19 protein-coding genes and 2 pseudogenes are annotated in these 26690 nt (G+C 36.4%); 20 read left to right on the forward strand and 1 reads right to left on the reverse strand.

The window, feature by feature from the left end:
• Positions 1-185: 185 nt before the first annotated feature.
• From LIT25_26865 to LIT25_26910, 10 genes and pseudogenes are all read left to right on the forward strand, one after another.
• The gene (locus tag LIT25_26865; GenBank protein ID USK36743.1) at positions 186-743 is read left to right on the forward strand and encodes a recombinase family protein; all 558 of its coding nucleotides are present in this window, start codon (positions 186-188) and stop codon (positions 741-743) included.
• A 68-nt stretch (positions 744-811) separates the two neighbouring features.
• Positions 812-1663 carry an Rpn family recombination-promoting nuclease/putative transposase gene (locus LIT25_26870; protein USK36744.1) on the forward strand — a complete coding sequence of 284 codons (852 nt, stop codon included), beginning with the start codon at positions 812-814 and terminating at the stop codon, positions 1661-1663.
• 298 nt (positions 1664-1961) lie between these two features.
• Complete coding sequence (locus LIT25_26875; protein USK36778.1) at positions 1962-2285, forward strand: winged helix-turn-helix transcriptional regulator; 324 nt, start codon at positions 1962-1964, stop codon at positions 2283-2285.
• Between the two features lie 161 nt (positions 2286-2446).
• On the forward strand, positions 2447-4279 hold the full coding sequence (locus LIT25_26880; GenBank protein USK36745.1) for a DUF4073 domain-containing protein: 1833 nt from the start codon (positions 2447-2449) through the stop codon (positions 4277-4279).
• Positions 4280-4317: 38 nt separating this feature from the next.
• Entirely contained in the window at positions 4318-4554 is a 237-nt protein-coding gene (gene tatA, locus LIT25_26885) for a twin-arginine translocase TatA/TatE family subunit (protein USK36746.1), read from the forward strand.
• Positions 4555-5012: 458 nt separating this feature from the next.
• Positions 5013-5618, forward strand: a complete 606-nt coding sequence (locus LIT25_26890) for a dihydrofolate reductase family protein (GenBank protein USK36779.1) — start codon at positions 5013-5015, stop codon at positions 5616-5618.
• A 166-nt stretch (positions 5619-5784) separates the two neighbouring features.
• Complete coding sequence (locus LIT25_26895; protein ID USK36747.1) at positions 5785-6246, forward strand: (2Fe-2S)-binding protein; 462 nt, start codon at positions 5785-5787, stop codon at positions 6244-6246.
• A gap of 131 nt (positions 6247-6377) precedes the next feature.
• Positions 6378-6713: an NUDIX domain-containing protein gene (locus tag LIT25_26900; protein ID USK36748.1), complete on the forward strand. Its 336-nt coding sequence runs from the start codon at positions 6378-6380 to the stop codon at positions 6711-6713.
• A 139-nt stretch (positions 6714-6852) separates the two neighbouring features.
• Positions 6853-7986 (forward strand): annotated as a pseudogene (locus tag LIT25_26905) (IS4 family transposase).
• A gap of 275 nt (positions 7987-8261) precedes the next feature.
• Positions 8262-10010 carry a beta-galactosidase gene (locus LIT25_26910; GenBank protein USK36749.1) on the forward strand — a complete coding sequence of 583 codons (1749 nt, stop codon included), beginning with the start codon at positions 8262-8264 and terminating at the stop codon, positions 10008-10010.
• Between the two features lie 167 nt (positions 10011-10177).
• Here the strand turns inward: LIT25_26910 and LIT25_26915 are convergent, their stop codons facing one another.
• The gene (locus LIT25_26915) at positions 10178-12280 is read right to left on the reverse strand and encodes a helix-turn-helix domain-containing protein (GenBank protein ID USK36750.1); all 2103 of its coding nucleotides are present in this window, start codon (positions 12278-12280) and stop codon (positions 10178-10180) included.
• 485 nt (positions 12281-12765) lie between these two features.
• On the opposite strand from LIT25_26915, the gene LIT25_26920 reads away from it, so the two are divergent.
• From LIT25_26920 to LIT25_26965, 10 genes and pseudogenes are all read left to right on the forward strand, one after another.
• A complete protein-coding gene (locus LIT25_26920) occupies positions 12766-13743 on the forward strand; it encodes an ABC transporter permease subunit (GenBank protein USK36751.1) in 978 nt (325 codons plus the stop codon).
• Positions 13744-13760: 17 nt separating this feature from the next.
• Entirely contained in the window at positions 13761-14639 is an 879-nt protein-coding gene (locus tag LIT25_26925) for a carbohydrate ABC transporter permease (protein ID USK36752.1), read from the forward strand.
• 64 nt (positions 14640-14703) lie between these two features.
• A complete protein-coding gene (locus LIT25_26930; GenBank protein ID USK36780.1) occupies positions 14704-16293 on the forward strand; it encodes an extracellular solute-binding protein in 1590 nt (529 codons plus the stop codon).
• 390 nt (positions 16294-16683) lie between these two features.
• Positions 16684-16818, forward strand: a pseudogene (locus LIT25_26935) (sulfatase-like hydrolase/transferase).
• A 250-nt stretch (positions 16819-17068) separates the two neighbouring features.
• The gene (locus LIT25_26940; GenBank protein ID USK36753.1) at positions 17069-20458 is read left to right on the forward strand and encodes a family 43 glycosylhydrolase; all 3390 of its coding nucleotides are present in this window, start codon (positions 17069-17071) and stop codon (positions 20456-20458) included.
• A gap of 171 nt (positions 20459-20629) precedes the next feature.
• Positions 20630-24793 carry an endo-alpha-N-acetylgalactosaminidase family protein gene (locus tag LIT25_26945; GenBank protein ID USK36754.1) on the forward strand — a complete coding sequence of 1388 codons (4164 nt, stop codon included), beginning with the start codon at positions 20630-20632 and terminating at the stop codon, positions 24791-24793.
• A 1-nt stretch (position 24794) separates the two neighbouring features.
• The gene (locus LIT25_26950) at positions 24795-24926 is read left to right on the forward strand and encodes an Ig-like domain-containing protein (protein USK36781.1); all 132 of its coding nucleotides are present in this window, start codon (positions 24795-24797) and stop codon (positions 24924-24926) included.
• Between the two features lie 170 nt (positions 24927-25096).
• A complete protein-coding gene (locus LIT25_26955) occupies positions 25097-25369 on the forward strand; it encodes a hypothetical protein (GenBank protein USK36755.1) in 273 nt (90 codons plus the stop codon).
• A 77-nt stretch (positions 25370-25446) separates the two neighbouring features.
• The gene (locus LIT25_26960) at positions 25447-25812 is read left to right on the forward strand and encodes a hypothetical protein (GenBank protein USK36756.1); all 366 of its coding nucleotides are present in this window, start codon (positions 25447-25449) and stop codon (positions 25810-25812) included.
• Positions 25813-25971: 159 nt separating this feature from the next.
• Complete coding sequence (locus LIT25_26965) at positions 25972-26640, forward strand: hypothetical protein (GenBank protein ID USK36757.1); 669 nt, start codon at positions 25972-25974, stop codon at positions 26638-26640.
• Positions 26641-26690: the final 50 nt, after the last annotated feature.

Consider the following 26690-nt stretch of genomic DNA (forward strand, 5'->3'; position numbering starts at 1 on the left):
ACCTTATCCTATTACAATTGTGTTGTATAAAAAACGGTCATTTTTGTTACAAACTTATATACTTGTAACCTACAGCTTAAAAATCTAATAAAACGTGTAACAAAAATGTGTAACAATATAAAATGTAACTTTTTGATGTTTTGAGTATTTTTGATACAATATAAATAAAAAGGAGACACTAACTGGTGAAATTTGGATATATGCGTGTTTCTACAATGGATCAAAATCTTGACAGGCAAAAGAATCAATTGGAAGAGTTTGGATGCAAGAGAATCTTCTTCGAAAAAATCACTGGCACTAAACGGGACAGACCAGAACTGAATCGGATGCTGGAATTTTTGAGATCAGGTGATGAAGTGGTCGTTACAGATTTAACCCGTTTATCGAGATCAACAAAAGATCTGATTGAAATTACCGAAAAGATTTCAAACAGAGGAGCTCATCTAAAAAGCTTAAAGGAATCATGGCTGGATACAACGACTGCACATGGAAAAATGTTGTTCACTATTTTCGCTGGTATTGCCCAGTTCGAAAGGGACTTGACGTCAGAGCGGACAAAAGAGGGAATACTTGCAGCCAGAAAAAGAGGAAAACATCCTGGAAGACCCAAAGCAGATAACGAGAAAATACAATATGCGTTATATCTCATTTCTCAAGGCCACACCCACACTGATGCTGCAGAAAAAGCTGGCATTTCCCGAATGACATTGTACAGAAAATTACAGGAAAAACAGTTAAAATAATTTTATATTATAATAGTAGAAACACGTCACAAATCGAATTGATAAATGTTATTTCAATATGCAATTTGATGTATAATAAGCTTAAGGAGCACGATATGAAGAGACTTAGACCTTTAAATGATTTTATCTTTAAGAAGTTATTTGGTGACAATCAAGATAAAGAGCTATTAATAGGATTTCTTAACGCCATATTAGATGATGAGGTAAAAGATCTTTACATTGTGGAAGAGAAATTAACAAAAGAAAAGATTGATGACAAACAAGGAATTTTGGACATAAAGGCCATCTGTTACTCAGGAGAAAAAATCAATATAGAAGTTCAATTAGCCAATGAATACAATATGAAAGAAAGAACCTTATTTTATTGGTCAAAGTTGTATACAGAGAATTTTAAGGCATCTGAAAAGTATTCGGATCTAAATAAAACAATTACCATTAACATTCTTGGGTTTAAATTGCTGGATGAGGTTGAATCTTTTCATTCAAGTTACCACATATATGAGGATCATACTAAAAAACTTCTTTCTGATTTACTTGAAATTCATTTCATTGAGATGCCAAAATTTAATGAAGAAGAAGTTGACTTGCATAATCCACTCCATAGATGGTTATTATTTCTAAGAGGAGATACGGTTAAGCAGCCAAATTTAGAGGAGGTGTTTATCTTGGATCAGTTAGTAGCAAAAGCAGAAGATAAACTACGCCGTTTAAGTGCTGATGAGGAAACCATCAGGATGTATCAGCTAAGGGAAAAATTTATTGCGGACCAAAAAACACAAATTGATGGAGCAAAGAATGAAAAGGCGATTGAGATTGCTAAGAGCTTACTGAAAGTTCCTAGTATGTCGCTATTAGATGTTGCAAATCATACAGGCCTTCCTTTTGATATTGTGAAGGAAATTGCTAAAGATATAAGATAACGATAGCTATTATACTGACCAATCTTAAATGATTGGTTTTTTTGTGCTAAGAAATATTATATATGTTAAAATTGACATTATTTTTAATGTTAACATATATGTTGTAATATAGTTAACGCTGTATTTTAATAAGAAACAAAAATCATATTTTTTTTGCAAATCAAGGTAGAATAATGAATATTTATGTTAAATTGGAAATAATAGTTATTCCATTAAAGGGCAGTTTAACGGAGTAAGTGGATTCTGAAGTTCTTCTACAAAAGGGCCATTTAATGGAATAAGGGTTTACCTACGAAAAATCGAATATTCCCTTACAGAGCTCGGAAAATCTCTAGAACCCATTTTATCGGAGCTTTATAAAAGGGGTGGTAACTACTCGAAACTATTACTAGTTTTGTATAGGAATACAAGAATAGAAGAGAATTTGATCGCTATATATATCCATCAAATTCTTATAAAACTGTTTATCATAAAAAAACTTAAAAATCCCCTCAATCAAATTTCTTTTCTCAAATCCAACTTAAACAATATAAAATGTTTTGTTTGTTTTGTTTGTTTTACTTTTTTTAAGTGGGATTTACATATGATTTATATTTCATTAACATTTCCCATTTACAATTAGGTACGTACCAATAAAGTCTCATTAAATTAGGAGGATAAATTATTGTTATAAACATCAAGTTTTAACTTAAAATTATTTTCTGAACATCGACGAAATGAAACTGATGTATCTTCCTGCAGTTGAAATGGTTAAGAATTTATGATGAAAAGAGGATTAACATTATGAAAAACGACAAATCACAGAAAAAAATTAATAATAGTGGTGTTTTTGAAAAAGAAATGAATCGACGAGATTTTTTACAGGGGACAACGAAAACAGCTGGACTTGCCCTCGGCTTCTCGCTTCTCCCGTTTGGTGGTCTTCAATTGAATGGAGGGCAAACAGCCCTTGCTGCAGCCAATAGTAATGTCATCACGATAACGAATCTTGAACAAGGGACAGGCTTGTTCAAAGTTAACTTCCAAGGTACAGGATGGGAACATTGGTCCTCGCACTCTGTTAACAATAAAACAGGCGCCTACTTTGAATTTGAATTTATAGGAGATCAATTCCGTCTACTGGGAGAATTAGATGCCGGAGACGGGATTGCCGCTATCTCTATTGACGGGGGACCGGAACAAAAAGCAGACTTGTATGCACCTAGTAGACAAACAGGTGTTTATTATGAAAGCCCTGAACTTGAAGCGGGGAAACATAAAGTAAAAGTAACTGTTACCGGGGAGAAGAACGCAGTGGCAAGCAATGCGTTTGTCAGCTTAAGTCAAATTGAAGTGGACATTCCTGCGGATATTTCTTTCATCCACTTAGTCCAAGCCGATGTTCAGCATGCTGGATTTATTGAGGAGGGTACCCATACTCCTGTCATGATTCGATTGAATGAAGTATACAGCGATTTTGTACCGAAAAGCATGAACATTCATTTTGATACATCCATTCTCGAGGTTACCGATGTGACAGGAATGCAAGAGGGATTGCAAGCACAGATGACGGAAGTCTCCAAAAATAAAGTCGTAGTCAACTTCACAACTGGAAATCCTTTAAAACAACGAAAGACGGTCAATCTTGCGAAACTAAACGTACAAGCGAAAGGTAAAGTAGGTAAAACTGGCAGCATCACGATTAAAGACCTTGTCGTAGCGGATGCCAATGGTCGGGAAACTGTTATTTCGGAATTGAAAGTGGACATTTCCATCACGAGAAAATCCATCATGACTTTCAACGTCATTAGCGATACTCAAGGGGATACCGTTGATTTTGATACCGCATTGAAGCAAATGAATATCATCAACCCTTATTCCAAAGCGCTGGTTATTAACGGTGATATTACAAACTACGGCGATCCCAAAGAATTTGACGCGGTACGCAATATAATAAATAACAATGCAGTTCCTTTCAATATCATTCCTGCCATGGGAAATCATGATTTGTACAGAAGACAGGATAGCGTAGAGGTCAGGTTTCAGCGTTTTTATGATTTTGCTGGAGTGGACAAGCCATACTATGAGCGCAAAGTTCGAGGTATTCCATTTTTAGTGTTGGGTAACGAAAACCATGCAAATTTCAGCACAGACCAAGTATATTTTAGCGATGATCAATTGAATTGGTTGCGCGATCGATTGGAAAAGTATTCGAAAGAAGCCAAACCGGTTTTTATCGCGACCCACCATGTCCTTCGCGACACCGTCTCGGGCTCGTACAAAACGTATTTGGGAGACTATCTGCGGCAAGCAGAGTTTATGGATATTATCGGGGATTACCCGAATGTATTCGTGTTTACGGGCCATTCACACTGGTCTTTGGAATTGCCAGATTGGGCGGTAAATGTTAAAGTACCGGGCGGTAATAAGAAAGGCATTACAGTCGTTAACGCCGGTGCCATTCAAACCGGATGGATGCCGAAGAATCCGGAACCTGGAGAAATGATACACCCAGAAGGCGGCGCTTTTAGTCAAGGCTTGCAAGTACATGTATTTGAGGATGAAGTTGTCATCAAAGGCCGGAATTTTAGAACCAACAGTTGGATGCAGGAGTACATTGTGCAAATCGATAAATAACAGTTTGAAAAATGTTATATAAATAGGAGGAAATTAGAATGTTACAAAACATAGGGGTTCCTGGTTTGATTTTAATACTTGTGATAGCGTTGATTATTTTCGGACCTTCCAAGCTGCCGGAAGTCGGACGGGCTTTTGGACGCACGTTAACTGAATTCAAGAGTGCAGCCAAGGGGTTAGTATCTGATGAAGATAAAGAGGAAGAGAAAAAGGAAGAAAAAAAGCCTGAATTAACGGCTGTTGAAAAGAAGCAGGAGAAATCAGCAGTTTCATAATCAATATGTAGACGAGGCAACTCGTCTATTTCTTTTTTTCAAGATTGTTTATAAGAAAAAGCTTATAAGTAATTACTTCAATATAGGATATATCCCAATGAACTAAGAAAATATATAATAAAGCATTTTAATAATGAAAAGTCTCCAGTTTATTTAGGGGATATTAATTGAGACCTTGTTCAACAATCGGGCGCTATTCTTCGATAAGACAATATAAATGATATTCAACAATCGGGGGCGATTGCTTAACAAAGTGTCGCCTCTTCTTATTAAGGTAAAGGACAGGATTGTGGAGGATTCGATTTTCTATCTTCTTTAGTTAATGGACCAGATTGTTGAGGAACGTTTTTAATGAAATTAAATTTTCATCACTGAAATATATGGCTGACAAATATGAAGAAATATACAAAAAACTGCTGAAAAAAGCAATGTTTTCAGGATTAAAGGGAGGAAAAACTATGTCCAATAATGAAAGTCCAAGAAGAATAATTTTAGATTTAGCAGTTACTTTAGATGGATTTATTGAAGGGCAAAAAGGAGAAGTTGATTGGTGCATCATGGACTCTGATATGGAGTTCATTAATTTCTTAAATCATATTGATACTATTTTATATGGAAGAAAAAGCTATGATTTATGGGGACAATATACTCCAAAAAATGATGACTCTAATACCGAAAAAGAAATTTGGGAATTAGTTCATAGTAAAGAAAAATATGTTTTTTCCAGAACACAAAAAAGGACTGATAATAAAGTAACATTAATAAATGATAATATTTTTGAAGAAGTAAATAAATTAAAGAATAAGCCTGGTAAGGACGTCTGGCTTTATGGAGGAGCAAGTCTTATTACAACTTTTATAAACTTAGGACTTGTTGATGAGTTTAGATTATCTGTTCACCCTGTTATTTTGGGAGAAGGAAAACCCTTGTTTATTGACATAAAGCAAAGGTTGAATCTAAATCTGGTTAATACAAAAAGGTTTTCCTCTGGCGTTGTTCAACTATGCTATCACCTTAATGAGAAGAATCATAAGCATAATGATATACAAAATCCAAGGATATAGAAAAAAAGTAATATTAATTGTGAGATTGTTATATTGCATATATAAAAATTAAAAAAGGTGTAATTGCATTTCATATTTAACGGTTTCATTAAAATTTTTAAATGTCTTGTTAAACTAAAGGGCAGATGTTATTAGCACCACGCCAATTAAAGGGAGGAGTTGGAATATGTCTGATTGTTGTACTATACATGAACAAGTTCCTGAAAGTAGTGGTTCTGAGTTATGTCCGTCTTGCAATGTAAAAGGGAAAATAGTAAAAATAATTACGTTGAAATCAATGCTAAAACCATCTTCATTTGAAACATTTAATGCTAAAGAAAATCACTATTTTTGTTCAACCAAAGATTGTGATGTAGTTTATTTTAATACGAATAATAAAACGTACCTTGTATCTGATATAAAAGTACCTGTTCATCAAAAAGATGACTCAGCAACTACACCGATTTGTTATTGTTTTGATTGGACTAAAGAAAAAATTAAAAAATATGTAAAAATAGGAGTTACTCCAAATCCAGTAGAACATATTCGTGAAAACATAAAAGAAAACCGATGTGGTTGCGAGGTAAACAATCCTCAAGGTAGTTGTTGTCTAGGAAATGTTACAAAGTTTATTAATCAATTATCATAGGAGGGTTTTATGGGTTATTGTGAAGATATAAGAGAAATGATTGGAAATTCCCCACTGATAATAGTCAGACCAAGTGTAGCTATTATTAATAATAAGAGAGAAATTTTATTATGTAGATTTTCAGGTGCAACTTGGGGATACCTGGTGGAATATTACAATTAAATGAGTCAGTTGAAGATTGTATTAAAAGAAATGTTCAAGAAGAATTAGGATTAACGTTAAATTCATTACAATTATTTGGTGTTTATTCTGGTCTTGAATTATATAGGAAGCCAGAGAATGATGAAGATGAATATCACATCGTTGCAATAGGATATTTATGTACTGACTTTGAAGGAAAAGTAGCGCCTGATGAGAATCAAGCGATTGAAGCTGGATTTTTCAAATTAGACCAATTACCTGAAGAAACAGATTCTTTTATAAAGAAAAAGTTAGTTGAATTAAAAGTGCAACTTGAAAAATATTGATTTTAAAGGTCGATACTTTATGGGTAACGACACAACTCTTTTCATATTGGATAAATTTTGGTGGTAGCCTTATTAGGCTAAAGCAGCTAATAGAAGTTCCTCTGTTATTCAATTATAGGGGGCTTTTCTTGAATATCAGCTGGCCAAAAAAGTGGGTTTTGTTCAAAGGACGAGTAAGTATCAAGCCAAAGATTTAATAGCGTTGTGCGTGTGGGTAAGTCAAAAAGTAGCGAGTACTTCCTTGACTCAGCTATGTAGTTCTTTAGAATCTTCAACGGGTGTCTTGATAAGTCCTGAAGGACTCAATCAACGATTTAATTCTTCGGCTGTCAAGCTTCTACGACATGTATTCACTTCCTTGCTTACTCAAAAGCTATATACCTCTCAGGTTCTTCCTTATCGTTATGCTTCTCAGTTTCAGCGTATACGAATCTTGGATTCTACGACCTTTCAACTTCCAGATGTGTTTGCCTCAACTTATCAAGGATCTGGAGGGAGTAGCCATACGGTTGGCGTAAAGATTCAATTAGAATATGATCTTCTCAGTGGCCAATTCATGCATGTTCACTCAGGACCAGGTAAACAAAATGATCGAACCTACGGTTCTACTTGCTTACAAACAGTACAAACAGGTGATTTATGTATACGTGATTTAGGTTATTTCGACCTGAAAGATCTCCATCAAATGGATGAGAAAGGAGCCTATTATATCTCTCGCTTAAAATTAAACACTCGGATTTATTTAAGGAATCCTGCTCCCGAATACTTTAAAAACGGAACAGTCAAAAAGCAAACCGAGTATACTCAATTAGATTTGGAAGAGATCATGCATCAATTAAAGCCGGGGCAAACCTATGAGATCTCTGAAGTTTACATTGGTCATCAAAAGTTGCCGGCTAGAGTTATTATCCACCGACTTAAGGAAGAACAAACCCGAAAACGTTAGAAAAATCAAGAGCTAAAGGAGAAAAAGAAAGGGGTTGTTATGAAGGAACGGAGTAAACGATTGAGTGCTATGAATATATACATAACTAATGCGTCATCCAAAGATGTTCCAACGGAACACGTTCATGATTTTTACTCATTACGTTGGCAAATCGAATTACTCTTTAAAACATGGAAATCCTTCTTTGAAATCGATCAATGTAAGGAGATCAAAAAAGAGCGATTAGAATGTCATCTCTATGGCCAACTAATTGCCATCCTCCTTTGTTCTTCTACCATGTTTCAAATACGGCAGCTACTCCTCACCAAGAAAAAACAAGAACTCAGCGGTCTCGCCTGTACTTTCTTCCAGATTTACGCCTCTGCTTTTGACGGTTTTCTTCCTTATTATATAAAGAAGGTTTTCAAACTCATCTTCTGTTAGCACGTAAGGGTAGAGGGAGTACTTTAGTCTCTTTTCGGGAAAATTCACTAATTTTTGAAAATAAGCAAAAAAGTGAAAAAATGAATTGATTAGTGATTGACCTAGTAACATTTCTTTTTTTTAATAGATAACAAGAATTCATAATCTAAAGAATTCATAATCTAAGGAGGGAATGGACTATGCATTCATTCAAATATAATACGGAAAGTTTTATTTATGATGGAAAACCAATTACCATTATTTCTGGGGCGATTCATTATTTCCGCGTTGTACCGCAATACTGGAAAGACAGGCTTTTAAAGCTGAAAGCGTGTGGTTTTAATACAGTTGAAACGTATATTGCTTGGAATATCCATGAACCTAAAGAAGGGGAATTTCATTTTGAAGGAATCGCTGATCTTGTAAAGTTTATTAAGACAGCAGAAGAGGTTGGATTATTTGTTATTGTCAGACCAAGTCCATATATTTGTGCGGAATGGGAATTTGGAGGATTGCCGGCTTGGCTCCTAGCCGATCCTGGAATGCGTCTGAGATGTTTTCATAAGCCTTTTTTGAACAAAGTTGACGCTTACTATGATGTATTGCTGCCGAAATTACAGCCCTTGTTGTGCACAAATGGAGGGCCGATCATCGCCATGCAAATTGAAAACGAATACGGCAGTTATGGGAATGATACGAAGTACACTGAATATTTAAAAGATAGTATGCTTAAAAGAGGCATTGATGTACTTTTGTTTACTTCAGATGGCCCGACAGATTCTATGCTTCAAGGAGGTATGGTCCCAGGGGTGCTGGCGACTTTGAATTTTGGTTCAAGACCTCAAGAATTTTTTGGAAAATTGGATGAGTATCAAAAAAATGCACCCCGAATGTGTATGGAGTTTTGGAATGGATGGTTTGATCATTGGGGGAACGAGCATCATACTAGAGAAGCCGACGATGTTGCCCAAGTTTTCAACAAAATGCTTGCAGCTCAGGCATCGGTTAATTTTTATATGTTTCACGGTGGAACGAATTTCGGCTTTTATAATGGGGCAAACTACTCCGACAAATATGGGCCAACGATTACAAGCTACGACTATGATTGTCTCTTGGATGAGTCAGGAGAACCAACTGATAAATATTTTAAGGTTCGGGATGTCATATCGAAATATAAAGATTTAGAAGAATTAAATTTACCAGAGCCTATCCGTAAAAAGAGCTATGGAAAGGTTAGGATAACAAATCAAGTACAGCTCTTTGAAGCACTTGATTCATTATCTGTACCTGTTGAAAGGACTTGTCCCGAACCAATGGAGCAGCTTGGGCAGAGTTATGGATTTATTCTCTACACAACAAGAGTATCAGGACCGAGATTTGAATCAAAACTTACTTTACAGGATGTGCATGACCGTGCGCTGATTTACCTTAATGGTGAGTACAAAGGAGTTATTGAACGCTGGAACAAGAATGATCAGATTATTTTAACGATCCCTGAAGAAGGAGCGGAATTACAAATACTCGTAGAAAATATGGGCAGAGTAAATTACGGGCATATGCTGAGGGACCCTAAAGGTATTACAGAAGGAGTTCGTTTAGGAGGGCAATTTTTATTCCACTGGACGATTCGTTCTCTTCCTTTAGATGATCTTTCGAGACTCTCATATAAATCTATTAATGATATCGGTAGTAATCGGCCAGTATTTTATAAAGGTGTTTTCCATGCCGAAGAGCTGGCTGACACATTTTTGCAGTTTGATGGCTGGAAGAAAGGGGTGGCCTATATAAATGGTTTTAACCTTGGTCGCTATTGGGAAGTTGGGCCACAGCAAACCTTATATATACCAGCTCCGCTTTTAAAAGAAGGAGAAAATGAAATTGTTTTATTTGAATTGCATGGAACAAAAAAACAGGAGGTATTGCTAATAGATTCACCTAAGCTAGGGTAAATTCATATGAATTTAAAACGGGAGGGAAGCTAGTGAACTAAAACCCGAATAATAGATAAATAAAAATAGTCCTTATCGGGTTTTTGTATGTTCATAAAGAACACTCCGGCTAACCGGAGTCACCTTCTTATACAGTAACAAAAAATTTTAATGTGTTTAAAAGAGGGTTATAGCTCATAACCTTCTTTCTCGTTTTTTTCTTTAACATGAATGCTTAACTTCTGCTTTATCCTATACTGACTAGGAGTAACACCAGAGTACTTCTTAAACATGCGGTTAAATGAATTTAAATTGAGATATCCTACTGCTCCGGCAATTTCATTAATTTTCATTTGTGTATCAAGTAATAGCTCTTTCGCTTTGTTAATCCGCACCTGATTCACATAATCCAAAAAGTTGGATCCCGTTTTTTCTTTAAAGTAGGTAGATAAATAACCTCCTGTAATATTAATTTTCTCAGCTAATAGATCAAGAGTGATTTCATTTGAGTAATGGTTTTCAATATAATTCTTTACAAATCCTATGAGATCATCTTTATTTTCGGTAGTTTTTCTTATTTGGGTGCAAGCGTTGGTTAACAGCGTCTCAATAAATTGCTCCAATTCATCAACTGTATATAAGCTAAAGCTTTCAGACTTAGGTAATTGATCATAATCAAGGTTTAATGAGTGAAACTGTTTTTTTATCTTGTTTTCGATTTCCTCCTTAAATTGGTTAAAGCTTATCGAACTTAGATTTTTTTTCTCCATTTGGCCCACTATCCGCCTTAAAAGCTGCAAAAGTTCATTTAGGTTTCCTTCTTTTAGGTTTAGATCCAATTCCTTTTCATAATTATAAGGCAGCACATAGCTTGTCTTGATTGGAGCTTCTTCAAAGCAAATAACTGTATTTTCATTAAATGGACGATACTTTGAAAACTCAAGCACTTGTTCATAGGCAACTGTTAGCTCAGAGGAGTTTGCATGCAGAGAACTGACAGTAATCGTAAAGAAATAAAAGTCTGAATCTCTTTCAAGCACATTTTTAATTTCTGCCAATGTTTGTTCAAGTTGTTTAACATTATCATCCATGTAGATAAGTGATAAAATTTCCCTTCTTTCAATTTGGAGGGTATGAGAATCTCGAAACTCCTTTCCTATAACATGCTTAATGTATTCTTTAAAATATTGTAAAGCTTTATCTTCTTCCCCATTCATGTCAATTTTAAATCTCCTTTTAAAGGAAGGCTTAAAAAGGACGATAAGAAACGGTTGATTTTTTTCCTCTAGCTCCTGAAGCTCTTGAAAATCTGCTCTCACCTTTTTTAAGAGATTCATGTAAGCATAATAACGTAAAAGGACTTTTTTTTCTTTTAAGTCATCGTGTACTTCTTGATTTGTTTTTAGTATTAATTCAATGTTATCGCGAATTAAATCAAATTCATTTATATGATGTAAGGGCAATTCACTATCATTCAAAGGCTTCATAGATTTCACAATTCTTTTTATAGGGTTATTGAATCGTGAAGTAAAGAAGATGGATGTAGCAATCCCTAAGCCTAGAGATAAAATGAGAATAATAGCTAAAATAATGTTTAGGTGAGAAATTTGTGAGGAAATTGCTATATCTGGAACGATATTGATATAGGTGAAATTCGATTTGTTCCCATGATTATAAAAGTAATATTTCTCATCGTTTTTTACCCAGCCATCTTCAGCCTTAAAGGACAGAAGCTGATTTTCCTCGATTGAGCCTGATGAATAGAGAGGATCCCCTAGTTTGTTCAAAATGTAAAAATTATTATTTATTGACTGATGAAAATCATGAAAGATTCTTTCAGCATCAAGGAAAGCAACCATAACAAAATCTGGGTACAACTTGCTTTTTATTATTAATGGCAGCACTTTTGTTTTTGACTGGCTATTCTCTTTTGAAAAATAGGCTGCAGGATAAGCTCTTGTAAATTTACTATCAGTGATTTCCTTATCCCAAAATTCATGGGAGTATTTGGAGCTGTGGTAATGTTGGGTAAATACTTCCTTTATGTTTGTACCCCTGCCTTGTCCAAGGACAATCTGATGTCTCTTATCATATAAAAAAAGATTATCAAGATAAAATGATTGGTCGGAAGAAATTTCTCCTAAATCATTGATAATTTGATTTACTGCAGCATAGTCCAAAGGGGTCTTTTTTAAATTTTGAAGTTCATCATGAAGAAAAAAGCGAACGGCCATATTATATGTTAATTGGAACTGGTTCTCAAAATCGCGAGAAGTCCGTTCAACATTCATTTTATTGTATTTAATGATTTCATTTTGAATGTTGCTTTTGAAAAAGGAAAAGGAAAATAGATTAAATGAAACAACAACTAAAATTAAAACAAAAAAGCTGGAAAGCAATTTAACAAAAGTAGATTGATAATTAAATTTATGCTTTAGAAAATTCCTCATAATCGGCCTCCTTTATTGGATAGTCTACTTTATGAAACTTTCACAATTCTTCGGAAATATGAAAATCACTGGAGTAGTGAAACTATTGACGATTGATTAAAACGTTTACATTTATTTAAATATTCATAATAGTAACAATTTTAATCATAAGGGATTAATAATTTATTTCCAAGCCTTGACTTATACAACAACAACACCATTTTTTTAGGAGGTGATCAAGTGGAACCAATTGATAAGAAGATGCTTCTCTATGATATATGAAAATTCTTTCATAAAAGAAATCGTATTTGAGAAAGAATTTCAGATAATAGGAAGTGAACAATAATATGGAGGATTTACAAAGAAACTTAGAACCGAACGCTAGTTTTCAGGAAAAACCAATTTTACTTATTAAAAGAAAGAACAAAATATTGAAGAGGTTATGGAAAGAGCGTTATCTCTATCTATTGCTATTGCCGGGACTTCTTTATTTTATTATCTATCGATATATCCCTATGGCTGGGAACATTATTGCTTTTCAAGATTTTAGTGCTTTTCAAGGGTTTTTCCACAGTGAATGGGTTGGACTTAAGCACTTTAAAACCATTTTTGATGATCGAGAAGTAATTCGGGTCTTATGGAATACATTATTTTTATCTTTTCTCCAAATTTTATTCGCTTTCCCAATTTCTATTATTCTCTCGATTATGCTGAATGAAGTAAGAAGCAGTTTATACAAGAGAGTAATTCAGTCGATTGTATATTTACCTCACTTTTTATCATGGGTAGTAGTAATCGGGATTGTCACGATTTTAATGAAATCAGATGGAATCGTTAATAAAATAATTGGAAGCGTTTTTGGAATGGATTCGATTGCTTTTTTACAAGACCCTAATTGGTTTACGCCACTGGTTGTTCTAGAAGTAATTTGGAAGGAATCCGGTTGGGGAACAATCATTTTTCTTGCTGCTCTTTCAGGTATTAACCCAAGTTTATATGAAGCAGCAGCTGTTGATGGTGCCAATCGCTGGCAGCAAATTTGGCATATTACATTGCCTGCTCTAAAAAGTACAATTATTATCTTATTAATATTAAGATTAGGAAGTGTTTTGGACGTTGGCTTCGAACAAATTTACTTAATGTTAACTCCTTTCACGATGGAGGTTGGTAACGTGCTTGATACTTTCGTCTACTTTAAGGGGATTCAAAACTCAGATTTTAGTTTTGCAACAGCGGTTGGATTATTCAAGTCTGTGATAGGACTTATATTAATTGTTGCTGCTAATCGTTTAGCAAAACGGTTCGGCGATGAAGGTGTCTATTAGAAAAGGAGGGAGCATGTGTGCTAAAAAATAGGAAACCATCGGAGAAAATATTTGATATTACCAATATTATCCTGCTTGGTCTGATCGCATTAACTATGCTGTTCCCATTTTATTATATGTTTGTTGTTTCTTTTGCAACCTATGAAGAATTTGTAAAGACGGATTTACTGCTTTTTCCAAAAACGTGGGCGCTGGATGCTTATGGATATATTTTAGGTTCTAAGGAGTTCATTCGTTCTCTTGGAGTAACCGCCTATGTAACAGTGGTAGGTACCTTGGTTAGCTTGTTGTTGACTGCCATGATGGCCTATTCATTATCTAGAAAAATTCTTGGACAAAAAATATTCGTTTTTCTAGTTTTATTCACATTTGTGTTTGGAGCTGGGATGATTCCAACTTACATGATTGTTCAAGCAACGGGGTTGATGGACTCCCTTTGGTCACTCATTATACCTGGAGCCATCAGCTCGTTTAATCTTATTGTCATGAGACAATTTTTCATGGGCTTGCCAATGGATTTAACGGAAGCTGCCATTATCGATGGAGCAAATGATTTGCAAATTTTCACAAAAATTATCCTCCCATTATCGAAGCCAGCGCTAGCAGCCTTTGGATTGTTTTATGCGGTTGGAATATGGAACTCGTATTTTACGGCTCTTCTTTATTTAAGTGATCCAGCTAAATGGACAGTCCAAGTTGTACTTAGGCAGCTTGTTATATTAAATCAAGGAAATCTGCTAGATGCTGGGATGCAGGTAGGGATGGAAAATCCGCCACCGGCAGAAACAGTTGGTATGGCCGCAATCCTAATCGCAACAATTCCTATACTGATTGTTTATCCATTCCTTCAAAAGCATTTCGCGAAAGGTGTGATGCTTGGATCAGTAAAAGAGTAGGCATTCATTCAGATTGTAGATTTCTTTAACGAAAAGAAAAATTGCACAAGGGGGAAGGGTTTTGATGAAACGTTTTTTGTCCATGACATTATCGACTGCCCTTTTAGCGGGAGCGCTTGCTGCCTGTTCGCCAAAGGGTGAGAAAGCCTCTTCAGATGAACAAGATAGTAAAAATGGGAAAATGTCAATCACATGGTTTAATGGTACTTGGGAGCAGCCTGTTCCAGAACCTGCAAGTGAAGCAGTCAAAAAATTAAATGAAAAATTTAACATTAATTTTCAGCCACAATTCATTCCATTTGACTTATATGAGGATAAGCTAACGGTAAAAATGGCTTCTGGCGATATCCCTGATGTGACTGGGATGGAAGGTGTAGATTCTAACTATGTAAAGTGGGCCGAACAGGGTGCATTTTTACCATTAAACGATTATGTTAAAAAGTTTGAAACATTTAAAGCTATACCGCAATCCGTTTGGGATGTTGTGAGTGTAGACGAAAAAAAATATGCGATACCGCTTTATTTTCCAGCAAGAGGCGGAAAAAAGCCGGTTATTCGTCAAGACTGGCTTGATAAGCTAGGGTTAAAGGTACCAACGAATTATGAAGAATTAAAAGAGGTAGCGATTGCATTTGCAACAAAGGATCCTGATGGTAATGGTAAAAACGACACAGTAGGTTTAGGACTTGCAAAAGGGATGGTATACGACCCGGCATTTGGAGCGTATTGGAGCAGCGCTTGGTACCACAAAAATAAAGATGGACAATTAATACCTGGTACGATTTCCGATGCCAATAAAGAAAAAATTCGCTTCCTAAATGAAATGTATGAGGCAGGTGCCCTTGACAAAGACTGGGCCATTAAACCTTATAATGATGTCTTTAAAGATTTTAATGCGGGGAAAGTCGGGATTTGGTATGAACAGCCTGGTATAGATAAGGGGGCTCAACCACAAAATCTTGATTTAGCAACCTTAAGAAAATCTGCACCGGATACAAAAATTACCGCGATTCCTCCATTTGTGGCTCCAGACAATTCAAAAGGGTACGTGTCAGGCGATGGGTATTATACAATTTTGACGCTAAGTTCCAAATTAAAGGATGACCCGAAAAAAGTCGAGAAAATATTAGAAATGATCGATTATATGATGAAGTATGTACCAGCCGATCAACAAACGCCGGATAACGAATATTTTGACTGGACGATGGGCGGATCTGGTAAAGGTTATAACATCGTTGATGGAGCACCGGAATTAACAAAAGAATATAGTAAATATGCTCCACTTGCTCTCTTTACACAAAAACAAGGCGGATGGGCAGAGGGAGATCAATCCATGGAGGATTATGCAAAACAATCCAAGGCACCAGAATCGAAAGAATTTAATACAATCATGGTATCTATGCTATCCAAATCCGATTTCTACTTAAGTCCTGTCAGCCGGATCCATTCACAGGTATATAATGATAAGATGTCTGCATTAAATGAATTTGCTACGAATGAGTTAACGAAAATGGTGGTAGGACAACGGCCAATTTCCGATTGGGATAAATTTGTTGATGAGTATTTGGACAGAGACGGAAAAGATGTCATTGAGGATGTTAACAAGCTGATAAAAGAAAATAAAATTAAAGGTGAATGGGTGGAAGCGAAATAAGATATTAAATAATGGCCCCCTGATATCGCTGGTATAAAAGTCGTTTTGAATGGAACCCAGAAAATGGTCCGATTGTAAAGGTTCGTTTTGATCTTATGAGTAAAGGGTGTTTTTGGGTCAATGGCCACTGTTTAGGACGGTACTGGAATATTGGACCGCAGGAGGAATATAAGATACCAGCCTCGTTGTTAAGAGCACAAAATGAAATTGTAATTTTTGATGAAGAGGGCTTGAAGCCGGATAATATTGTGATTCATTCCTACCATCCTATATTACAACAGAAAAAAAGCAGATTGTCACGAGTTGACCATCAACGGAAACTTCAAAAATCTTTCTGAGCAACCATAAAAGCAGATGGCATAATAGGTGAAGACAAATTTATTGTTAATAATGGTTGCTCAAATGCGTGGTGATTGTTTAAGCATTTTAGATCATCCTGTCGTTGACACACCTAACCTTGATCAACTAGCCCGAAACGGGGTTCTTTTTAAGAATGCCTATACCGCACCCCCCTCCTGCGTTCCCAAATGGAAAGCACCTTTAAAGAACATAAACAAAACCAAGGAATAGTTCAATGTCCATCTTGTGAAGGTATGATCGTAGAGAAGAAAGCGAAGAAAGGGAGTAGCTTTTAGGGTTGTTCCAATTATAAAGAAGGCTGCAAGGTAACTTATCTAAGTAAATTAGCAGGAAAGTCACTCACTTATGAATGACGCCAAACAAAGTGATTATAGTTCTTATAATCATATATTTAGTTTGCAGGAGGTAATTTAAATTGTTCAGTTACAGATCAAAAGCAAGAAAAGCAATGGTACTGGGGGTTCTAATTGCGATGTTTGTTAATTTTGCGCCTTATGCTAGGGCTGCAGACAATGGAAATGGTACATACACCAATCCAATTATGTGGGGAGATTATCCGGACAATGACGTGATCAGGGTGGGTGACACATTTTATATGTCATCAACGAGTATGCACTTATTTCCCGGCAGTCCAATCATGAGTTCCAAAGATTTAGTGAATTGGACATATGAGAGCTATGCTGTGGACAGAATGGAAGGAGACATGTACGACCTAAAGAATGGACTGAGTGCTTATGATGAAGGTCCATGGGCAACAAGCTTAAGGTATCATAACGGTAAATTCTACTTGATGTACAACATCAATGGAGATGCTGCATACGTAAGTATTGCAAATAACGCAAAAGGCCCTTGGACGATTTACAAGTTAGAAGATGAACTATACGATCCCGGACTATTTTTTGATGACAATGGAAAAGTCTATGTTGTACATGGTCAAGGTCAACTTTATCTAAGTGAGTTGGAAATTGTGAATGAAGAAACAGGCGAACTTTCTATAATTTCTAAGAGAGAGCCTGGAGCATCAAGAAATGGAAAGATGATATACCATTATAAGGGTGGCTATTTTAATGAAGGATCACATGTATACAAAATTGGAGAATACTATTACATCCTAAGTACTCCGACCTGGGATAAAGGTTCAAAGAAGGAAATAGCGATCAGAACAAAAGACTTGGCTAATGGTCCTTACGAAGTACAGGATATCATGACAAGCTTTATGAATTTTACAGGCAATGGTATACACCAGGGTGGTATTGTAGATGTTCCTCAGGGTGAAGGAAAGGAATCAGAATGGTGGGCGGTCATATTCCAGGATCGAGGAAAGCTGGGACGTGTTCCAACTTTGCAGCCAGTGTACTGGAAAGATGGATGGCCATATATGGGAGAGCTGGATGGAGAAAAAGCGGTTGTTACTTTAAAGAAACCCAATATACCAGGTTTGGGTTCAACGGAGCCAAAAGCACCTGAAACATCAGATGATTTCAGCAGCAGCGAGTTAGGTCTGCAATGGCAGTGGAATCACAATCCAGATAATGATAAGTGGAGTCTTACGGAAAGACCAGGATATATAAGACTTAAGACATCTAGTGTATCAAATTCTTTAGCATATGCAAGAAATACACTTACGCAGAGAATCATTGGTCCGGACTGCATAGGAACTGTGAAGATGGATATAAGCCATATGGCTGACGGTGATCAGGCTGGATTATCTGTCATACAAAAAGATTCAAACTTCATTGGAATAAAGAATGAAGATGGAAAGAAGAGAATCGTTGTTCAGGACTTATGGACAGAAGAGGCATCCATTGATCTCCCGGAAGGTACAACTAATATTTGGTTTAGAGCTGAAACCCCAAGATTTGAATATAGAACAGAGTTTTCATACAGCCTAGATGGAGTGAACTTTACTAGATTAGGCGGAAGATATGAGATGCGTTACGGAACATACGTCGGTATGCGGTTTGGTATTTTTAATTATGCAACAAAAGCCCTTGGCGGATATATTGATGTTGATTCATTTGAACTGACTACGACTGAAAATCAAGGGAATTTATTTAATGTAAATAAGAAGATTGATGCTGAACGTTATGATGATCAAAACTATGTTACAGATAAAAATCTTACGATAAACGCTAAAACGGTGTGGACAAATGATGATGTATACGACGGATATGACCAAAGTATGGCGAATATCAAAAATGGCGACTGGCTGCGTTATGATCAAGTTGATTTTGGTAATGGAGAGGCAAAATGGTTTAACGCAAGAGTAGCAAGTGATAAACCAAACGGTACTATTGAGGTTAAACTAGCTGATGCAGAAGGAAATCCAGCTGAAACGATAGCCATACTACAAATTCCAAATACAAGTGATTTGAATGAGTATGTAAATGCCAAAGCAGAGCTTACAAAAGAAGTTACAGGTAAGCAAAAGATATTCTTAGTATTTAACGGCGCTGATACGGAAATATGCAAGCTAAACTGGTTTATGTTTGGTTCTGGTGTTTATCCGGAGATTGCAGAAGCTCCAGCTAATGTTCAAGTGGATTCACCAAACAGCTCAACGATTGATATCGCATGGGATGCTGTATCCGGAGCATTACAGTATGATATCAAGATTGACAATAAGATCATAAGCAACGCAACAAGCCCATTTTCAGAAACAGGGTTACTCGCTGGATCCACTCATACAGTACAGGTTAGATCAAAGAACTTTGCTGGTTTCAGTGAATGGAGTGAAGGTGTAACTATAACAACAGAAGCCGACCCTGAAATGATTCCTTCAAGTGGCTTGACGGTAACTGCTTCAAGTGAAGAAACGCAAGCCGAAGATAATAAAGCTGCAAATGTCATAGATGGAAACATAGATACAATATGGCATACAAAATGGAATGGTGGAAATACGCCTCCTCACACATTGGATTTCAACTTAGGTGAAACCTATGACGTTTATAAGCTTAAATATATTCCAAGACAGTCAGGTGGAGATAACGGTATTGTAACCGAGTACAACATCTACACAAGCATGGATGGTGTAAACTACACCTTGGTCAAGGAAAAAGGAACATTTGTAAGCGATTCCATGCCAAAAACAGTTACATTTAGACCTACGCAGGCTAATTACCTAAGATTCGAAGTATTGGCTGGTAAAAATGGATTCGGATCCGCCGCTGAAATTAACATTTACCAAAATGCAGATCCAGCAGAAGAATATGAAGTAGTCGTAGAAAATGGTTCAGGCAGTGGAAATTATGCTAAAGGAGCCACTGTTGCAATAACAGCAAATGAAGCACCAGAAGGCCAAGAATTTGACAAATGGATTACGGATAACAGTAGCGTAATATTCGAGGATGCAAGTACAAAAACTACTACATTTGTAATGCCTGATGAAGCTGTTAAAGTAACAGCAACTTATAAGGACGTAACACCAGCAGACGAAACTGCACCAACATGGTCAGAAGATAAAGCATTAATGACTTCAAATGTTGGTAGAACTAAACTTACACTTTCTTGGACAGCAGCAGCAGATGATACAGGTGTAACAAGCTACAAAATTTACAAGAATGGAAGTGAACTAGTTACATTAGCAGGTGATATCACTAGCTATAAAGTCAAAGGCCTGTCATCTGACACGAAATATACCTTTAAAGTTGAAGCAGGCGATACAGCAGGAAACTGGAGCATGAATGGTCCTAGTGTAGAGGTGACGACTAAAGCTAAATCTCCGGGTGGTGGCTGGACACCATCACCAGATCCAAAACCAATACCGATCCAAAGCGCCTACACCAATACCAAAACCAGGAGATGATAATAAGAAATGAAATAACCAGAATGAATTAGTCGTTATTATCGTTCGTGACTGGGTCTTGAAGTAATTTCATTGAACACAAAAGAGGTGATGCTGACTTAATGGCAATTGCACTAAAGATTAATTAAAAGCAATTGAAAAGTAATGGATTAAACCTAGAGGAGGTAAATCATGTCACTGTCAAAGATAATTAAAAACTTAGCAATTGTGGTAGCATCTGCACAGATGATTAGCATTACAATTCCAGCATTTTCAGGAACTGCAGATGCTGCAGCTTATGATGGAATAATAGCATCAAATCAAATGAAAGTTGAGGTAGATCAGAATTTTCCAAGAGTAATAAAGTATGAGTTAAACAGCAAAGTATTAAATGGCTCAGAAGATGTATTAAACACAATAAGAATTAACGGAACAGACTATGTACCGAAAGTAACCTACACAGAAGCAGCAGATAATAAAGCTGACTATGTTCTAACCGTTGATGAGTTAAATGTAGTAATATTTCTATCCATAACAGTAGAAGAGAATACACTTGATTTTGAAGTAACAAAAGTAGAAGAAAATGGTACAACAAGAATACACACCATTGAAATTCCAAACCATAGCTTGGCATCTGTAAGAAGTACAGAAGCGGGCGCAGAATTTGCCGGTTCCAGAATGGAAAACGCTGTTTATAAAAAAGGTGATGTGTATCAACCTGTATCAGGTACTCCTACGGTAGATCTTACACCAAAAAACTATATGTACGCGTTCATTAACAATGATGAATTGGCAGCAGGTGTTTGGTCAAATGCATTTGGTGATTCAAATAAAGATGCAGACAATGACAACCACCGTATTGTTAAGCAGACTACAGAGAAAACGGGTTACTCTCGTACAGCTTTGTGGAGTGCTTCATGGGTATATCGTGGAAATGAAATGCCTGATGATATAACGGAGCCATTACCACACGCTAAAGTAGTGATCACAGAAGATGCAAATGGTGATTATCAAATGGACTGGCAGGATGCAGCTATTGCATACCGTAATATTATGAACAATCCTGTTGGCAGCGACAGAATGTCCGAACTTGTTGTTCACCGTATACCAATGAACTTTGGTAGCCAGGCAACAAACCCATTCTTAAAAACATTAGATGAAACAAAAAAAATATATTTATCAACTGACGGGCTTGGACAGTTTGTGGAACTAAAGGGTTACCAAGCAGAAGGTCATGACTCGGCACATCCGGATTATGGCGGACATATAGGTGTACGTCAGGGCGGACAGAAGGATATGGATACACTTGTAAGAGAAGCACAGAGCTATAATGCTTTCATGGGTGTACATATTAGTGGTACAGGCGCTCACCCAGAAGCAAAGGCTTTTGATGATCAATTAGTTAATCTCAACAAAGGCGGTTGGGACTGGCTTGACCAATCATATGACTTTGATGACCCAACATACCGTAGAGAAGTTTATACTGGCAACAGAATGAACCGTTTACAGATGTTAAAGGACGATGCACCAACACTTGACTTTATTTATGCTGATGCATGGTATGAACAGGGCTTTAATGGAAGAAGATTTGCAAGAGAAGTGAATTCTTTGGGATGGACCCTTACTACTGAGTTTCCAAATGTATTAGAAGATGAAGCCGTTTGGAATCACTGGTCAGTTGACTATGATTACGGTGGAAAAAACATAAAGGGCTACAGCAGTGACATCGCAAGATTTGTAAGAAATAACCAGAAGGATACTTGGATAGCTCGTCACCCAATCCTCGGTGGTACTGAGGCAAATGATGCTGAAGGATGGCAGGGTAGAGTAAATTATGATGAAATGATCGATGTTGTATTCAAAACAAATCTACCAACCAAATATCTGCAAAGCTTCCCAATGACGAAGTACGATGTAACCAATAATGTGGGACGAGCTGAATTTGAAGGAAATGTTGTCGCTGAAAGGACAGAAGACGGAAAAAGAGTATTCACAAAAGATGGAAAGAAACTTCTTGAAGAAGATGTAACAATACAACAAGGAACAAGTAATGGTAACGTTTATGATGATGTAAGATTCAATAACCTCCAATATTTGTTACCATGGTCGCCCAATGCCGATATTACAGAAAGCGAATTGGCTGGTGCTGAAGAAAAACTATATCACTATAATGAAGTTGGCGGATCATCTACTTGGGAACTTCCAAATAGCTGGAACAATGTATCAACAGTTAAGTTATACACATTAACAGATACCGGTAAGAAAGATGAAAAAGTATTAAACGTAGTTGATGGCAAAATCACGATTGATGCAGAACCAAAACAAGCTTACGTTGTATACAAAGGTGATGTTTCTGTAACTGCTGAAGATATGGAGTGGGGATTTGGAATGCCTACAAAGGATCCAAGCTTCAACAGCGGAACATTAGATCACTGGAAAGTAAAGAGCGGTGCTGCAACAGTAGAACGTAACAATCGTGGACAATATGAATTAGTAGTAAAAGAAAACAATGAAGAGACTGTATTAGAAACTAAATTATCAGGATTGAAGCCAGGAACATACTCAGCTTCAATATATGTTCAGGTTGGCAATACACCAAACCGTACAAATGCTAGCGATCCAAACACTGCAGGAAATGCAAAACGTAAAACGACTATTGGTGTTAAAAATTTCGGCGGAGCAAACATAACTAACTATACTGAAAGTTCACCGCTTAAAAACTATATCTCAGCTGACTCAAAGCACAGCACAAATATGCAGAGAATGAGAGTAGTATTTGATGTAGCAGAAGGACAGGAAACTGCAAAATTATACTTGCAAGTAGCTCCAGGGACAGCGACTGTAACATTTGACGATGTACGCTCTGTACCTACAAAGAGAGTTGTTCCAAAATCTTCAGATGTAGTATTAGCTGAAGATTTTGAAAATGTTGACCAAGGTTTGACTCCATTTGTTATAGCAGATGCTGACGGAGTAAGTGATCCACGTACTCATTTATCAGAATTACACGCTCCATACACTCAAAAAGGTTGGAATGGAAAAGCAGTTGATGACGTATTAAATGGCAAATGGTCCATTAAGTCCCATAAAACTGGTAGCGGTCTCATTATGAGAACATTACCGCAGACTTTAAGATTCGATAAAGGAACAACTTACGAAGTATCATTCAAATATGAAAGTCAGTTTGATAAGAAGATTAATTTCGTTGTTGGTAAGGGTACTAAGGAAGTGATGAATGTACCAATGCCACAGGCAACCGTTCCTACACAGTTCACTGTTAAATTTACAGCAAGTACGGAAGATTTCTGGATCGGAGCAAGAAATACGGCCGGAAGTTCAGCAGGAGACTTTATCCTTGATAATCTAGTGGTTAAGGAAGCAAAGGATGCTACAATTGAACCGCTGCCAATTACACCTGTTGACTTATCTGTTATTCCTGTAGATGGTATCAAAGCAAGTGCAACTGGTTATCAAGAAGGTGATAACCCTGAAAATGTTCTTGATGGAAACACAGGTTCATTGTGGCACACAGCTTGGGATGGAAGCGATACATTACCACAATCTATTACTCTTGATTTAGGTAAAGCTTACAATGTAAACAGATTAGATGTAACGCCAAGACAGGAGACTAATAGTAGAGGAGAAGCAAGTGGTAATGGCTTCATTACAAAATATGACCTATATGTTAAGTATGCAGATGCTGAAGACTTTGCTAAAGTTGTTTCAAGTGGAACATGGGAAAGAACAGTTGCTACAAAACAAGTAGCTATTGACAGTTCAAAGCCTATTACTCACGTTAAGTTAACTGCATTAGAAGGAATCAACCGATATGCTTCTGTAGCTGAGATGAGAATTGCTCAAGAAGCTCCATCCATAACTGGACCAGATACCGTTGAGGTCAGCACATCAGTGGGAATGCACCCGGAAATGCCTTCAACAGTAAAGGCAACATTGAGCAATAACACAGAAATGGAATTGCCAGTTCAATGGCCAGCAATTGCCCCTTCAAAATATGCTGAAGAAGGATCATTTGAAGTAGTAGGACACATTAATGGTGTTGAAGCTGCAGCTATTACAGCTACTGTAACTGTAACGGCTAGTGAAGAAGTTGATATAGTAGATGCAAAAGTGATGAATGTTTACACTACAGTAGGAACTGCACCTGTTATGCCAGAAACTGCGAAGATGATCACATCAAATGGTACAGTTATAAATGTACCTGTAACTTGGGATGAAATAGCTGAAGATAGCTATAAGAATGTTGGATCATTCAGCGTAAAGGGTAGGGTAACAGGAACTAAAATAAAAGCTCAGGCTATTGTTATAGTTACAGATCCAAGGGCTACAATCCACTGAAATTCCTGAAGTAAAAGTAAGTACAGTAATTGGTAAAACACCAATACTCCCAAGCATGCTTGAAGTAAAATTAAGTGATAATACAAAGACTTTTGTATCTGTTACATGGGGCAGCATTTCTTACAAAGGGTGATGATTTAATTACTTAGGGAAATGTAAGGTACGAGGAAATTTCTGTCGCTCATATCATCTTTTAAACTCATAGAATTTTGTCTATGAGTTTTTTTAAAAACTAACTTATACCAACCACCCATCTATACATGGGTGGTTACATCTTCATTTTTTTAAAGGAGAAGATTGAAAATGGTGCAGGGATGTTTAACTTCCGAGAAGCATGGCCAGATCGGCGTAATGTGGAAAACTGTTTCTGAGGCTTGTAATCTCGCATGCGACTATTGTTATTATAGCAGCTACGGCGGGCAGCCGGGAAAAATAGACAAAATTGATTCGGCCGTTCTTGAAAAATTTATCAAAGAATACACGGCCCTTTCCAGTGAAGTTGCATCCTTTGCTTGGCAAGGCGGGGAGCCTTTACTATCAGTACGTCTACCAGGGGGCTATATGCATGTCATTTAATTTTTTGACATATCCAGATGCAGCAAAAATATTTAGGACAATTATTTACAATAACAATTAATAAGGTGTTGGAAAGAATGACAATTAGGTATGAGGAAAGTGCCAAAATATTTCATTTGAAAACGAGATCTTCTTCCTATCTATTTGGGTTAAATCGAAAAAAAGGCTACATCACCTGTATTGGGGAAAAAATAAGAAGTGAAGATTGTGAATTTTTACTAAAGACATATGCTCATTCTTCCTTCGACCCTGAAGTGAAGAGGGAACGAGAAGAATTCAGTCCGTGGGGCGGTTTTTGTTATATAGAACCAACTCTAAAAGTTAAATTCCACGACAATGTAAGAGATTTACAATTGGATTTCGAATACTTTGAAATAAGACAAGAAAATGAAGTAGACATACTCAGCATTCATCTGATTCTGAAATCGTATATAACATTATGAATTATCTTTATTGATTAATTTTAAGCAGAAGTATAATAAACGAATGTTTATTAAAATGCAGGTGAAACCCTAACCGAAAGGGGAGATTCATTTAATATAGGAAGATCTGTTGATTTCTATTAATTTGAAATAAAAGCTAAATGTTCTTTAGAGGGTTATATGAATCTAACATTGCTCCCATCCAATCTTGTTAAGAAAGGTGATACTATGACCATCGAAGAACTAATAAAAAAACTAGATAATATTTGGTACCACTATAAAATTCATATTATATACGGGCTCTTTATTTTAATGGCTATAATACCTCTCATCTTTTTTAATGAGGGAGAAAAGCCATCAGCCTTAAATGTAGCTGTCATCGGAAATACAATAGATATAAAAGAGCAGCAAGCTCTTCAAGATAAGGCTACTTCTGCGGTATTAGAGGGTCAGTCAAAATCAGAAATTAAGCTGAACATATGGCCAATGAACGGAAGTCTCACGTCATCTTCTAACAATTCAATATATCAAAAGCTTCTTACACAAATAGGAGCTAAAGACATTGATATTGTAGTGCTGGATAAGAATGATTTTCTTTTAATGGCACAGCAGGATGCTTTTTTTAGAATGGATAATAACAAAGAAATCTCTAATTTGTTAAATAATAAAGAGATTGATACAGTAAGCCTAAATAGGGAAAATTCCATTATTGGTATTGATTTTACTGACAACCTTTTACTTTCAAATGCAGGATTTATAACGGAAAATAAAATAATCGGCATTCTCACAAATTCAGAAAATAAAGAAACAGCAATTAAATTTGTTAAATGGCTTGTGAACAAGGGTTAGGAGCTGGATTCCCTTAAACTATAGTGTTAAAGGATTGCTTGCCGGCTCTG

It is taken from the genome of Bacillus sp. F19, from assembly GCA_023823795.1.
Classification (GTDB): Bacteria; Bacillota; Bacilli; order Bacillales; family Bacillaceae; genus Bacillus_P.

Bases quoted from the DNA above. Each gene is read 5' to 3' on its own strand.
- LIT25_26870 (USK36744.1), top strand. From the start codon at position 812: ATGTATAATAAGCTTAAGGAGCACGATATGAAGAGACTTAGACCTTTA.
- LIT25_26880 (USK36745.1), top strand. From the start codon at position 2,447: ATGAAAAACGACAAATCACAGAAAAAAATTAATAATAGTGGTGTTTTT.
- tatA (USK36746.1), top strand. From the start codon at position 4,318: ATGTTACAAAACATAGGGGTTCCTGGTTTGATTTTAATACTTGTGATA.
- LIT25_26890 (USK36779.1), top strand. From the start codon at position 5,013: ATGTCCAATAATGAAAGTCCAAGAAGAATAATTTTAGATTTAGCAGTT.
- LIT25_26895 (USK36747.1), top strand. From the start codon at position 5,785: ATGTCTGATTGTTGTACTATACATGAACAAGTTCCTGAAAGTAGTGGT.
- LIT25_26910 (USK36749.1), top strand. From the start codon at position 8,262: ATGCATTCATTCAAATATAATACGGAAAGTTTTATTTATGATGGAAAA.
- LIT25_26915 (USK36750.1), bottom strand. From the start codon at position 12,280: ATGAATGTTGAACGGACTTCTCGCGATTTTGAGAACCAGTTCCAATTA.
- LIT25_26920 (USK36751.1), top strand. From the start codon at position 12,766: ATGGAGGATTTACAAAGAAACTTAGAACCGAACGCTAGTTTTCAGGAA.
- LIT25_26930 (USK36780.1), top strand. From the start codon at position 14,704: ATGAAACGTTTTTTGTCCATGACATTATCGACTGCCCTTTTAGCGGGA.
- LIT25_26945 (USK36754.1), top strand. From the start codon at position 20,630: ATGTCACTGTCAAAGATAATTAAAAACTTAGCAATTGTGGTAGCATCT.
- LIT25_26955 (USK36755.1), top strand. From the start codon at position 25,097: ATGGTGCAGGGATGTTTAACTTCCGAGAAGCATGGCCAGATCGGCGTA.
- LIT25_26960 (USK36756.1), top strand. From the start codon at position 25,447: ATGACAATTAGGTATGAGGAAAGTGCCAAAATATTTCATTTGAAAACG.
- LIT25_26965 (USK36757.1), top strand. From the start codon at position 25,972: ATGAATCTAACATTGCTCCCATCCAATCTTGTTAAGAAAGGTGATACT.